The sequence below is a fragment of the Oceanobacillus jeddahensis genome (assembly GCF_000750635.1).
In the GTDB taxonomy this organism is placed as follows: Bacteria; Bacillota; Bacilli; order Bacillales; family Amphibacillaceae; genus Oceanobacillus; species Oceanobacillus jeddahense.
On the sequence record NZ_CCDM010000006.1, the window covers coordinates 175,030 to 188,696 of the forward strand.

At 37.4% G+C, this 13,667-nt stretch carries 12 protein-coding genes and 1 pseudogene; 9 read left to right on the forward strand and 4 right to left on the reverse strand.

Annotation, left to right across the window (positions count from 1 at the left end):
- Window positions 1-345 precede the first annotated feature (345 nt).
- Together BN986_RS21690 and BN986_RS27200 are read left to right on the forward strand one after the other, a co-directional pair.
- Entirely contained in the window at window positions 346-2,244 is a 1,899-nt protein-coding gene (locus tag BN986_RS21690) for a heavy metal translocating P-type ATPase (protein WP_040984124.1), read from the forward strand.
- 23 nt (window positions 2,245-2,267) lie between these two features.
- Window positions 2,268-2,432, forward strand: coding sequence for a hypothetical protein (locus BN986_RS27200; RefSeq protein ID WP_157037100.1), 165 nt, complete (start codon window positions 2,268-2,270; stop codon window positions 2,430-2,432).
- A 650-nt stretch (window positions 2,433-3,082) separates the two neighbouring features.
- Here the strand turns inward: BN986_RS27200 and BN986_RS25905 are convergent.
- Entirely contained in the window at window positions 3,083-3,685 is a 603-nt protein-coding gene (locus BN986_RS25905) for a TetR/AcrR family transcriptional regulator (RefSeq protein ID WP_052401046.1), read from the reverse strand.
- 155 nt (window positions 3,686-3,840) lie between these two features.
- On the opposite strand from BN986_RS25905, the gene BN986_RS21700 reads away from it, so the two are divergent.
- The 4 genes from BN986_RS21700 (at window position 3,841) to BN986_RS26410 (ending at window position 8,595) form a co-directional block, all read left to right on the forward strand.
- Window positions 3,841-7,026 carry an efflux RND transporter permease subunit gene (locus tag BN986_RS21700; protein WP_052401048.1) on the forward strand — a complete coding sequence of 1,062 codons (3,186 nt, stop codon included), beginning with the start codon at window positions 3,841-3,843 and terminating at the stop codon, window positions 7,024-7,026.
- 248 nt (window positions 7,027-7,274) lie between these two features.
- Window positions 7,275-8,150 carry an NmrA family NAD(P)-binding protein gene (locus BN986_RS21705; RefSeq protein WP_052401050.1) on the forward strand — a complete coding sequence of 292 codons (876 nt, stop codon included), beginning with the start codon at window positions 7,275-7,277 and terminating at the stop codon, window positions 8,148-8,150.
- Window positions 8,147-8,314: a hypothetical protein gene (locus BN986_RS27205; protein WP_157037101.1), complete on the forward strand. Its 168-nt coding sequence runs from the start codon at window positions 8,147-8,149 to the stop codon at window positions 8,312-8,314. Before BN986_RS21705 ends, BN986_RS27205 begins: the two co-directional genes overlap by 4 nt.
- Window positions 8,315-8,331: 17 nt before the next feature.
- The gene (locus BN986_RS26410; RefSeq protein ID WP_074435732.1) at window positions 8,332-8,595 is read left to right on the forward strand and encodes an anthrone oxygenase family protein; all 264 of its coding nucleotides are present in this window, start codon (window positions 8,332-8,334) and stop codon (window positions 8,593-8,595) included.
- A 64-nt stretch (window positions 8,596-8,659) separates the two neighbouring features.
- On the opposite strand, the pseudogene BN986_RS28145 reads toward BN986_RS26410, so the two are convergent.
- Window positions 8,660-9,071: pseudogene (locus BN986_RS28145) on the reverse strand (MerR family transcriptional regulator).
- A gap of 719 nt (window positions 9,072-9,790) precedes the next feature.
- On the opposite strand from BN986_RS28145, the gene sda reads away from it, so the two are divergent.
- Window positions 9,791-9,970 carry a sporulation histidine kinase inhibitor Sda gene (sda, locus tag BN986_RS21715; protein ID WP_040984126.1) on the forward strand — a complete coding sequence of 60 codons (180 nt, stop codon included), beginning with the start codon at window positions 9,791-9,793 and terminating at the stop codon, window positions 9,968-9,970.
- Between the two features lie 161 nt (window positions 9,971-10,131).
- Here the strand turns inward: sda and BN986_RS21720 are convergent, their stop codons facing one another.
- Window positions 10,132-10,887 (reverse strand): hypothetical protein, encoded by a 756-nt coding sequence (locus tag BN986_RS21720; RefSeq protein WP_040984128.1) that lies wholly within the window; start codon window positions 10,885-10,887, stop codon window positions 10,132-10,134.
- Window positions 10,888-11,443: 556 nt separating this feature from the next.
- On the opposite strand from BN986_RS21720, the gene BN986_RS21725 reads away from it, so the two are divergent.
- Window positions 11,444-11,803, forward strand: coding sequence for a Lin0512 family protein (locus BN986_RS21725; protein ID WP_040984130.1), 360 nt, complete (start codon window positions 11,444-11,446; stop codon window positions 11,801-11,803).
- Between the two features lie 56 nt (window positions 11,804-11,859).
- Here BN986_RS21725 and BN986_RS21730 read toward each other — a convergent pair whose 3' ends face one another.
- Window positions 11,860-12,486, reverse strand: coding sequence for a TetR/AcrR family transcriptional regulator (locus tag BN986_RS21730; RefSeq protein ID WP_244445065.1), 627 nt, complete (start codon window positions 12,484-12,486; stop codon window positions 11,860-11,862).
- A gap of 277 nt (window positions 12,487-12,763) precedes the next feature.
- Here BN986_RS21730 and BN986_RS21735 point away from each other — a divergent pair, with 277 nt between their 5' ends.
- Window positions 12,764-13,645 (forward strand): ABC transporter ATP-binding protein, encoded by an 882-nt coding sequence (locus BN986_RS21735; RefSeq protein WP_040984133.1) that lies wholly within the window; start codon window positions 12,764-12,766, stop codon window positions 13,643-13,645.
- Window positions 13,646-13,667 lie beyond the last annotated feature (22 nt).

The window sequence follows — 13,667 nt, forward strand, 5'->3', positions numbered from 1 at the left end:
ACAATGAAAGTGACAAAGTAATGGTTTTAATTTTACTGCTAGATGGATTTTATAATTCCTCTTGTTATTTCTGTTTTTCTCCTTTTTCTTTCGTATTTACTTTATCGCTGCTCAATCAAAAATATGGCCACCTTTTATTATATTTCCAATAAACATAAAAGAGCCCCTCCTACCTGTGAACATAACAGCATATTCAGAATAAAATCTGTCACCATTTCTACAAACCATTCAAAGAAAAGTATGGTATAATATTTATAATAATTATAATTTGATATTAGTTATAAATAAATTAAAATGATAATCAGTATCAGGGTTTGTTTATTATGTCAAAGGGGGAAGTATCACATGGTGGAAACACAGACAAATTGGTATGATTCTTTCTTATCTTTTCTCAAAATACATGGAGAAATCATTGCCGCAGCAATAAGCGGAATACTTATTTTATTGGCATGGATATTATCGGGATATATTAGCCATGCTTTATGGATTACATTATTGATTGCGGCTTTTTTAATCGGCGGTTTTGCGAAAGCGAAGGAAGGGATTACTGAGACATATCAGACTAAAAAACTGAATGTAGAGCTGCTGATGATTATTGCTGCTGTCGGAGCAGCCTCTATCGGCTACTGGGCGGAAGGCGCTATTTTAATTTTTATCTTTTCCTTATCCGGCGCTTTGGAAAGCTACACGGAAAATAAAAATAAGAATGAACTGCAAAGCTTGATGAAACTGCAGCCGGAAACAGCCACTTTGCTAAACGGGGAAGTGGTAAATATTCATCAGCTAAAGCCGGGAAATCATATAGCTGTTAAATCAGGAGAGAGAATTCCGGCTGACGGTGTAATTCTCAAAGGGGATACGACAGTAGACGAGAGTGCGTTATCCGGCGAATCGATTCCTGTTATGAAAACAATAAGCGATAAGGTTTATGCTGGAACCGTGAATCTTGGCAGCAGTCTGCAAATTGAAATAAATACCCTGCCGACAGAGACCATGTTTCAAAAAATTATCGGTTTAGTTCAAAATGCACATGAAGAACGTTCCCCCTCCCAGCAATTTATCGAGAAATTTGAAGGAGTATATGTCAATGTTGTATTGATTACAGTTGCTGTGATGATGTTTCTGCCGCATTTTTTATTTGCGTGGTCCTGGACAGATACCATCTACCGCGCCATGATTCTGCTGGTTGTCGCTTCACCCTGCGCATTAGTTGCGTCCATTATGCCAGCGATTTTATCCGCCATTTCTAACGGAGCACGCCAGGGAATTCTGTTTAAGGGCGGCGTGTATGTAGAAGCTTTAGCAAAACTAGATACGATTGCTTTTGATAAAACAGGAACGCTGACCAAAGGGGAACCGGAAGTGATTGATTATTACATTGCTCCTGACCAGGATATAGAATATGTGGCAAATATTATTTATGCTGCAGAAAGCGAGTCGATTCATCCACTGGCTCTTGCTATGCAGAAATGGGCTGCACCAAAACGGAGAGAACAACCTGATGTAGCTGCAACGGTAGACCATCACAATGGCAGGGGACTGTCTGCACAAGCTGGAGATATGACCTGGATGATCGGAAACGCAGAGATGGTAGGAAAACAGGATGCTGAACAAATTCTTGAGGCTATGAATACACAGGAAAAAGCAACAACAAATATCTTTGTGAAAAAGGGTAAGACAGTTATTGCAGTCTTTTTATTGAAGGATACGCTGCGGCTGGATGCGGTGGAAGCAATTCGGAACCTTCAAAGCTTTGGACTGCAAACGGTTATGTTAACGGGAGATAATCAGGGTACAGCTGAAAATATTGCCAAGGAAGCGGGAATCGATGAATTTCATGCGAATTGTTTACCTGAAGATAAGGTGAATTACCTGAAAGAACTGCGGGATCAAGGTCGGCAGACAGCAATGATTGGAGACGGGGTAAATGATGCGCCGGCTTTAGCAACTGCAAACATCGGTGTTGCGATGGGCGCAGGAAGTGATATTGCTTTAGATACAGCTAATGTTGTATTGATGAAAAATAATTTAGGAAAAATGGTTCATGCCATTCGTGTTTCTAAAAAAATGAATACGATCGTGAAGCAAAATATTATCTTCTCCCTGGCGGTTATCGGTATTCTGATTGCCAGCAATTTTCTGCAGGTCATTAATATGCCGCTTGGCGTGATCGGTCATGAAGGCAGTACGATTCTTGTTATTCTTAATGGGCTTCGGGTGTTAAAAGTGTATGAAGGGGAATAGTCAACTAAAGGAGAGAGATGAAGTTGATAAAAAATAAAGAACGTATTATCCGCAAGCAAAATGAATTGCACGATGTAGCTGAGGAATCAACGAATGGCGTATTTGCCTGTACTCCTGAAGAAATGGAAAAAGTGCGTAAAAAAAATCATTCCCTGGCAGATGATTTTATCACGGAGAAGCGTCCATAAAACTCCCGCCTCAAAATAAAGCGTAAAAATAAATTTATTTAGGCGGGAGATAACGGACGCTAACTCCCTGAATCACTCAACTAACACTCAGTGGGAGAAGAACAAAAACTCCCACTAAGTGAAGTTTCGTTTTATAAATAAAAGAAAAAATATAATAAATAATCACAAGAGCCGTTTCCTTATTGAGAGGAATCGATCTTTTATTGCACCTAAGAATAAGCATATAAACCGTTCTGTTTCAGGATGAAATAATGACTTTTCAGCCCAAATAAACAATCATTTATTTGTTCAGCTATTTCAACCGTATAGAACATACCACTAGCGAAGGCGAACCGTTTTGACTCCTGTGGGATCAGCACCATCTGAAGATCCACTTTTGCCAAGCGCTCTTCTTGGCAAAAGTTAGTGAAGAGCGTGCCCCTAGGCAGGCTAAGGTCGCAACGTCCTGGGGTTGGGGCTGCGATTACTCGCCCCATCAAAACCGTTGTACGTCGAAAGCAAAATGGTCCGCCGCAGTGGTGCTTTACACTACACCTTCCAGTCTTTGTCAAGGAAGTTATCGAAGGAGCAATCAACACCTATTCCTATGGTAAGGAAGTTACTATTTAAAGTGCGTAAGTTGTGTATTCAAGCTTAAGAAATTCCAATTTTTATTCTTTTTCACCATTAAATATATCAATCAGCACCTTCTCAAAGCCAATTTCAGCCATTTCGTTAAACATTTTATTCAGTTCTTCCTCAGGCATATCTTCATTATTCTCACTCCAAAGCAGCCAGGTATGAATCATTCCGGAAATTAAAAATTCAATAATATATACCAGTTTATTTTGATTTTTTTCATCTAAATCCTTGACTTGGTTCAGTATTTTTTCCCGGGCCATTTTTTTGTATTCGTATAGAAAATCCGGGTCGCCATTCGGACCGAGCAGTACCATGATTTTTTCATTCATCTCTTGATCCTGGGATTTTTCTATCTCGTAACGGGCTTGTTCTCTTTCTGCTTTCAGATTTTGCAAATCATTATCTTGAAAGCTCTGCAGAATAGAAGAGAGCAGCTCTTCAGAAGGAACAAGCCCCTGCTTAATTTCATCCAGAATATCGTAGACGTCATTGTAATAATTATAGAAGGTGCCCCTGTTATATCCTGCTGTATCTGTAATTTCTTTAATGGATATCTTATTAATCGGTTTTTCTTTATAAATAGACCAGAATGCTTCTTTCAAATTTGTTTTTGTCTGTTCTTTGACCCCCATGAAAAGAACCTCCTTTTTTTCAACAGATATACTTTAATTGTTCATTGTCTGTTGGACATATTCTCCTTATAATAAATGATACAACACGTTGTTCAATTTTAAAATACCCAATAAAAAAGGTCTATGCCAAAATTTATATAGAAGGAGTTTTGTAAGTGAAGAATTTATCGAATTTCTCGATTAAGAGACCAAAATTCACGATCGTTGTGATGTTGGTCCTTTTAATTCTGGGTGGGGTTTCATTAACCAGGCTGCCGATTCAAATGATGCCTGATATTAACCCGCCTGTTGCTGTTGTGGCAACAAGTTATCCAGGTGCGGGACCAGAAGAAGTGCTGGATAATGTGACGGAGCCTCTTGAGGAGGATCTTTCTACGGTTACAGGGTTACAGAATATTTCTTCCCAATCTCAGGAAGCATCCTCGATGGTCTTTTTAGAATTTGATTATGATATGACCATCGATGAAGTAGAAAATGAAATAACCCGGACGATTGATTCTGCCGATTTACCAGAGCAGGCGGAAGATCCGAGTTTTATCGAATTTGATATTTCCATGATGCCAAGTATTCAAATGGCAGCTACTTCGACCAATGGAGATACGGTGGAATTTGAAAATCAAGTCAATGATTTAGCAAATGAACTGGAATCCATTCAAGGTGTTGCTTCTATTAACATTAATGGGTTGATGGAGAGAGAAGTAGCTGTGGAATTAGATACAGATGCTCTGAGCGACTACAATCTATCACAGTCAGATATTGCCGGAATGATAGAGGCGAATAATATCTCTATGCCTATCAATACGATTGAGGATACAGAGCAGGGATACAATATTTCTACACGGACAACGAATGAATTGGAAGGCTTGGATGAACTGCGTGATCTGGTGTTGCTTGATATGGGTGATGAAGAAGTGACGCTGGATGATGTCGCAGATGTGTCTATCTCGGAAGATAACGGCGGGGTGATTACCCGTTATAATGAGGAAGATGCTGTTCAGCTTGAGATGATGTTGGCAGATGGTGCGAATGCTTCTTCTGTAAATGCGGAGTTTAATGAAGAACTGGATGCTTTACTGGAAGATGATGATTATGAACAGCTCTCTGTCAGCACGCTTTATGACGAAGGGGAGTATATAGATCTGGCGATTAACAGTATCTATGTTTCCCTTATCAGCGGTGCCGTATTGGCGATGTTTGTGCTGTTTGCATTTTTAAGAAACTTGAAAGCGCCGTTGATTATCGGTCTGTCTATTCCGTTTTCAGTTATTACTACTTTTGCGTTATTGTTTTTCACAAATATCAGCATCAACATGATGACATTAGGCGGTTTAGCACTTGGAATCGGAATGCTCTTGGATAACTCGATCGTTGTGATTGAAAATATCTACAGGCATCTATCCATGGGTAAGGATCCTAAACGGGCAGCGCGGGAAGGAACGAGGGAAGTGTTTACAGCAATACTTGCTTCTACCTTAACGACAGCTTCTGTTTTCCTACCGGTTGTGTTTGTTACCGGCTTAGTGGGACAATTATTTACCCCATTAGCGATAACCGTGGTGTTCAGCCTGCTGGCATCCCTGTTCGTAGCAGTGACTGTTGTGCCAATGCTGGCAAGCCGTATTTTGACAGAGCCGAAAAATATGGATGAAACAAAACGGAAGCAAAAAGGCTATATGAAACGACTAAGAAGAGCCTCGGCATGGACGCTCAGACATAGAGCTTCTGTCCTGGTTACAGCGGTTGTCTTATTTGCTGCTGGAGCTGTCGGCTTAGCTGTGCAGGGAATGGAATTCATGCCGGAACAAGATGAAGGCTTTCTGACAGTAGAGGTTGAAAAAGAACAAGGAACCCTGCTGGAAGACACACAAGAGACTGTGGAAAATATTGAAGCTGAACTGGATAATCATGATGAAGTGGATGCTTATCTAAGTACAACCGGTTCATCCGGTATGATGTCCTTTACAGATGAAAGTAATACGGCAACGATAAGCGTCCAATTAACGGATGCCGGTGACCGGAATATAACGACTTCCGAGTTTATTAATGAAGTGGAAGATGACATTCAGGATACAGATGCATCTGCAGAGATTAACGTTGTTCCGATGTCACAGGCAAGTGCAGGAGAGCCAAATACGGTTGTACTGAATCTTTCAGACGATGATGAAGAACGTCTTGGCGAAGCAGAAACTGATGTGATCGATGCATTGGAAGAGGAGGAGGACATCAATAGTGTAACCTCCAGCAATGAAGGAACTGTGGAAGAATTACAGGTAGTTGTTGACCGTGCAGAAGCACGGGATAATGGATTGCAGCCGGCACAGGTTGGAGAAGCTTTATATGAAGCAACAAATGGTGTCGAAGCTTCTACAATTGAAGAAACGGGCGGCTTTACTACCATTAATGTGAAATATCCTGCTGATGTTTTGGAAAGTGAAGCAGCGTTTGAAAATATCTCTATTCCAAATGATGAAGGCGAGTATGTGGATTTAGGAGATGTTGCTTCCCTGGAAGAAGGGGAATCACCTACGCTTATTAATAGAGATGAGATGGAAGATACAAGAGAATTAACCATTTCCTTCAGCGACAATCTTTCACTGAATGAAGCCAGTCAGCTGATTGAAAATGAGATTGATGATCTTGACCTGCATGAAAACACAGAACATTCTATGGGCGGAGATATGGAAATGCTTAATGATGCAATCCCGCAATTAATGTTAGCCATTGCGCTTGGAATTGTATTTATCTACCTTGTCATGGTTGCTCAATTTGAATCATTTAAAGCACCGTTTGCAGTTATCATGACGATTCCATTAGCATTTATTGGTGTTGCTCTGTCTCTGTTAATCACAAATAATCCGCTGAGTGTGATAGCCATGGTAGGTCTCATTCTCCTTATCGGAATTGTTGTAAACAATGCGATCTTGATTGTGGATTATATCCAACAGCAGAAAGAAAAAGGAATGTCCGCTTACGAGGCAATTGAAGTCAGTGTGCAGGACAGATTCAGACCAATCCTTATTACAGCTATTACCACGATTCTCGGTATGCTTCCACTGACCCTGGAACTGGGAGAAGGCATGGAAGGCATTGCGCCAATGGGAATTGTCGTTATCGGCGGTTTGACTGCAAGCACATTCTTAACCTTGTTTGTCATTCCGATTATCTATAGCTTTATTGATCCGGAAACAAGAAAGATGAATAAGAAATATATGACGCCGGATGGAGAAATTATTACACAGCGTCAGGTTGATGAGAGAAAGAAACAGGAAGCAGCTGCATCCTATGAGCAAGATGAACAGAAAGCGCATGACTCTCCTGAAGAAGATCCAGACCAAAAATGATAACCAATATCATGTGGTAAAGAGATGTAGAAAGAGTAATCCAAACTTATTCTTCAAAATAAGTTTGGATTTTCTTTTTATACGATAAAGAAGCAATAGATGTCCCTTTATCACGGAGAAGCGTCCGTAAAACTCCCGCCTCAAAATAAAGCGTGAAAATAAATTTATTTAGGCGGGAGATCAGGTGAGCTAACTCCCTGAATCACTCAACTAACACGCAGTGGGAGAAGAACAAAAACTCCCACTGCGTGAAGTTTCGTTTTATTTATTTTGTTGACGATGAATTTCCTAATCCCCTTGACATGATGACTGAATCCATTCTTATTGTAGGTGGAACAGGTAAAGTAGGTAGACGTGTGGATGATAAACTAATAGAACTTGGCAAACAAACAACGATTGCTTCCAGAAAAATACATCCTTATTTTGATTGGAGTGATTCAACAACATGGAGAGAAACGTTAAAAGGGCATAAACAAGCATTTGTCACGTATTTTCCGGATCTGTTTGTAGAACAATCAGCGCAAGATATTCAACTTTTTTGTGATATGGCGAAAGAGGTTGGGTTAAAACATATTGTTCTATTATCAGGTCGTAGGGAGAGCGGTGCCGAACGAGCAGAAAATATTTTAAGACAATCCGGATTAACATGGAATATTTTAAGATGCAGCTGGTTTAATCAAAATTTTAGCGAGAATTTCCTTTACGACGGTGTTACAGCAGGTGAGATCGTACTTCCAATTTCTGATGTGAAAGAACCATTTATTGATGTGAACGATATAGCAGAGGTTGCTGTAAAAGTTTTAGCAGATCCAAAATATGAAAATGAACTATTCGAACTAACTGGTCCAGAGCTTCTTTCATTTCATGATCTAGCAGAAAAATTTTCGGAAAAATTAAATAAAGAGGTCCGTTTTACGTCTGTAAGTTTAGATGACTATCGTGCAATTTTACAAAAGGAAGGTGTTTCTTCCATTTTTGTAACTATGTTGATGACGTTATTTAAAGAAGTATTTGATGGTAGAAATGAAATGACCACAAATGAATTAGAAAAAATGCTGGATGATCAACCAACTACTTTTGATGCATTTATTACACAGTCTATTACACAAGGTGTCTGGCAATGATGGATTGGCTATTCATTATGTATACAGTTAGTATAGCCATTCAAGCTGGTTTGTTCTTTATCTTTTCAAATACGATCATGAATGTATTAAAAGGATATAAAATGCATGAAGGAAGAGAAGTGATGTACGTATTAACAAAGAGATACAAAACCCATTATTCTTAGCAAAATTTTTTAGCCCATTGATCATCATTATTGTGAGTATTATTTTTCATCCATCTATTTTTGATAGATGGGTAATCATCAGTTTTATAACTTACTTTATTGGATCATTACTTGTGACAATATTTTTTAATGTTCCAATGAATCGTCGTTTAGATGTAAATAAAAACATGGAAAACTGGAATAATTATGTAAGGCAATGGACATTATGGAATCATGTAAGAACGATTTCATCCGTTTTAGCGCTAATAGCCATTATGATCAGAGAAACCCCGTTGATATAAAAGTCAATGGGGTTTCTCTGATAAGTGTGCTCAACTTAGAAAGAAATATCATAATTATTGCAGATTAAAAAACATTATTTCCTATCTTATCCTTTTTATGAATATCCTCGGTTCCTGCTTCAAGTGCTGTTTTATAATAATGACATTTATGATTAATAAGATCCATTGTTTGCTGAAGTTCTTCCATTTGCTTCTCTACAACAGCTTTTTACTCTGTAAATAAATCATATCTTTGCGGAAGGGTGGTATCCACTTCCGCACACCACTCAATAAATATCTTGATATCTTTAATAGCCATTCCGCTGGATTTTAAGCACTGAATGATATTTAGTAATTCGATATCGGATTCTTTAAAAACTCTGGTTCCATTATCCGAACGTTCGATAAATGGAATAAGCCCTTCTCTATCATAATAACGCAAAGTTGGTATAGAAAGATTTAATTTTTTTTGCACCTTCTCCAATCGAATAGGTCATTTCTTTCGCTCCTTTTTATTTTATAAAATAAACCTAAAGTTAACTTAAAGCGTGAAGTCTATCATAGTACTTGGAGGGTGTCAAAATGAATTATCTACAAAAGGTCATAAAATTAGGGGGGAAATAATGGTTGCAGAAAGTTTCGTTTTATTATTTTAAATTTCTTATGAAAAGAGACATATTCAATGAATGGAAAAAGAATAACGTATTCAAAGTGGTTAGGAATTTCCCGGGAAATAGTTTGAATGGCTTATAAAATCCGTTAAGCGATGTGTTTTTAAATCATTGGTAATAAAAATGAATTGCTTTATGGATAATATATACTTTTATGGGATTTAAAGTAATTTAAATTAAGGTTTTATAAAATGATGATATGAGATAGAGGATAATCTATAGCTTATTATATTTTGTATTTAATTAATATCAATATTTTTTAGTGAAGAAGGCTAAAAATATAGAAAATAATGCTTCCGACAATAGGAAGAAAAAAGTACCAAATAAATATAACCAATGCATCTTTATTGCAATTAACTCTACAAATTTAGTCTTTGTTTGCTTTTATGTTCATTGTTCGAAAGTTATGGAAAACTTAATTTTCTCCAGCACTTATTGTCGAATTGTTTTGCCCTTTTTGTCTCACTTTGTAAAATTTTAGATAGATTCTACTTCCGATTATTCAAAACAAAGGTTTCAAAAACGCAAACGTGGGAGGAATATCAATGAACAGTCTTAGGCATTTGTCAGATGAACTCTTAAAAGAGTCTTTGAGAAATGCAATTAAACTAAAGTTGGAGCAGAATTTTTGTGCAACATTAAGAAATGAGGTCAGGAAACGGGCAGAAAGGAGTGAAAAAGGCACTACGAAAGCGATGGAGATGGCAAATACTTTTGAATGGTAATAGCAACAGGACATTTGTAGCAACATCGGCCTGTAGTCAATAATTGCTAAAATCGGGGGTAGGATCTTGACAGCCTTAAGGTCAGGCTGAAAAAGGCAGCGTTTGTACTTTATTGTACACAACGCTGCCTCCTTTAACTATAATAAATTTTCAGTGGATTCTTATCTATGTTCTTTTTTCCATGCCTTTTGATCCTGAAGAACGGAGGAGGCATATGTTTCGGCATCTTCATCTACATTGATCAGCATATATTCATCAGAAACCTGTAATAAAGCTAACTCTGTAGCGTAATCCATTAAATATCCAAACTCATCATGATCAAAATCATTTAAATCGGATATTGTAAATTGTAATTGTAAATGATTATTTGTCTGTTCTACAATTTCTATATCTCCGAATTCATCATCCCATTCGTATTCGAGTTCTTCTACCAGCCAATCAAATTCCTCACTGTATTCACTATAGATATTTATTTCAAAACCGATTAAATCGGCAATAAATAGATTCGATTTGTTTTCATTTTCTAAATAAGCAGATAGGTTATCTGTATCGGTGTTAATATTATCAGCGTCACCATATTTATTATAAAGTGCTTCATTTTTTTCATATGTATCATTGATGTTTGATTTCTCATTATCAATTTGATAAACAAGGGATAAATCCGACACTTCGTTTTCTGCCTTTTCTGAATCGCTCATACCAGAAATTTCTTGCAGGTCTTCAAAATATAGTTCCTCGTAGGGATTTTGTATTTGGATATTAATTTTTCCTTTCTTTGATATATCTACATTAAAGTTTGCTTGATCAGAATCTAAATTCCAATCTCCGGCTATTGATTTTACTGCACTTTTACTACTTCCGCAGCCAGCAATAAAAATGGTGCTTAAGAGTAGAATGATAGCTATTCTTTTTTTCACGATATAATCTCCTTGTTCTAATGAATTTGTCTCTATAATTCTCTTTGATATAAAAAATAAGGTAAGAGCCGAAAAGACTAGAATTATATTACCATGAAAATGTATGGAAATTCAATATATTTTTTGTAATAAAATGAAATAAAAGACCTAATAATTTAGAAGGTTATTTATTAATTAGACCGAAATGCTTGTTTGAGTTTATAACTATATACCTAAAGAACGATGTGATTTTTGAGAATTAAATTAAATATAAAAAGGTATAAAAAATACAGGTATCATTGCTGCTTTAATATTCCGTGTAATCATAAAATAAACAATAAACTTTGTGTTACTTTGAAATAAAGTATATGAAGAAGTGTTTTATCATGAATGATATCGGGAAAAAATAAGTAAATAGCCCGTTCACCTTCAATGTAATCAATGATGCAGCAATAACCTAAAACGATGGAAAGTATAAGTAATTGGAAGATTGACAGTGTTTTGTACTTCGGACAGAAGCGGGTATACAGAGTATGACTCAAAAAGAAAGATTAAAAATCAGGAAGGAGAGAGCAGCATGGAAAAAATGATATTTATTCAGACAGGTACGGGGATAGATTTACACGGACAAAATGTTAATCAGGCGGCAGAGCGTGCTGTGAAGGATGCAATTCATTATAATTCGATGCCGGGGATTGAATATGCCTTGCCTGATCAGGATGTAAAAAATATGAAAGTGAATGTGAAATTAGGTATCCCTAGAGATATGGAGAAACTGGATGAGGAAAAGATTAAAGAAGCCGTACCGTATGGAGAGGTGACGGTGGAAAAGTTAGAAGGCGGATTGGCTGCAACAAACGGTGTCTTTCTAAGAGACCAAGAGGATAAAAATGACTTAATGTATATTGTGAATGCCGTAGTTGAAGTGGGATATTAGTAAGAAAGAGGGAAGGCCATACGAGAGATGGTCCTTCCCTTTTCTTTTAAAAAATGTCAATCCTTCCTCGGCGCAATTCCTTTAATAAGCATTTCCGTCCATTCCTCGGTATAAGGGGCAATTTTCTCATAAATATGGGGCTTGGAGATGCCTTCTACAACGGTCTGGAAATAAAGTATCAGAAATTCATCCGAGTATTTCAAGTCTACTTTCCCCTCTTTCCGGCCACGGTGAAATAAATCCAGCATCATACCGTAATTCACTTCATCAAATTTCTGCATTATCAAAGATAAGCCATCCGCATCCTTCTTTGTGAAAAAATCCATCATTCGCATGTAAAAGGGATGACTAATTTTATCCAACAGACCGATTTTATTTTGACTTAATGCAATCAGTGTTTCTTCAAAAGGTTTATTTTCAGCCATAATATTTTTTGCATCCGTAATCAGCCGGTTAATAAAATCCTGGAAAACTTCGTGAATCAGGTTATCCTTGCTGCCAAAATATTTAAAAAGGGTAGCTTTGCCGACATTTGCATGTTTCGCAATTTCCTCCATGGTTATATTGCCGGCATCTGTATCTCCATTCATCAGTTCAAAAGCTGCTTCTAAAATTTTCTTTTTCTTTTCTTCTGTTCTTTTTTCAAAACCATTCACATATATGACCTGCTTTCTGTTGAACATTCATGAAAAATTTTTGTAAATGAACGTTTCTCTTCCTATTTATTATATCTGTCTAATTATGAACTGGCAAATAAAAAATAGTATATATTATATTGACTTCAAGGATCAAAAGGAATAATATTGAACCATAATATAGATTTATAGTTTTAAACTTTTATTTAATCTATATTTTTGAACTGTAAAGTGACTAGTGGTTTTATCTTGTCTGCTGCATGGTTTAAAGGGCAGAACTGGATAAACCGTGTATGAAAATAAGAAGAGAAGGGGTGTCAGCCTTATGACAAACATTGTGAAATTACAAGGCTTGCAAAAGAAGTTTGGTAAATTTCAAGCGTTAAGTGATGTGAATTTCACGGTAGAGGCAGGGGAAGTGGTCGGTTTTATCGGTCCAAACGGTGCAGGTAAATCAACTACGATTCGCGCTTTATTGGGGATTATTAAGCGAGATGCCGGGCAGGCAGAAATATTTGGAAAGGACGTTTGGAAAGAGAGTCTGGAAATCCATAAACGTATTTCCTATGTGCCAGGAGATGTTGCACTCTGGGGAAGTTTGACTGGTGGAGAAATCATTGACTTGTTTATGAAGCTGCATGGTGGCGGAGATAAGCAAAAACGGGATTATTTAATCAAACGTTTCGAATTGGATCCGAAGAAAAAGGCTAAAGGATACTCCAAAGGAAACAGGCAAAAAGTTGGTTTGATCGCTGCTCTATCTGTGGATTCAGATTTGTATATTTTTGATGAGCCGACTTCCGGGCTGGATCCATTAATGGAAGCCGTTTTTCAGGAAGAGGTAGAAAAAATCAAAGAGGCAGGAAAATCCATTTTGCTGTCTTCGCATATTTTGAGTGAGGTAGAGCGATTAGCGGACAGGGTCGTCATTATTCGCCAAGGGGAGATTGTAGAGTCCGGGACATTGGATGAATTACGCCATTTAACCCGTTCTGCAGTAACTTTATCCACAGAAGCGGATGTTTCGCAAATGGAATTTGTTGAAGGTGTTCATGATTTTACGCAGAAAGACAACCAAGCAACCTTTTCTGCTGACAATAAATACATCAATACGATTCTAGCGGAAGCAACGAAATTGGGCGTGAAGAAATTTGAAGCTGTTCCGCCAACACTGGAAGATTTATTCATGCGGCATTATGAAGGATAAGTGCGGATATAGGAGGTGAAAG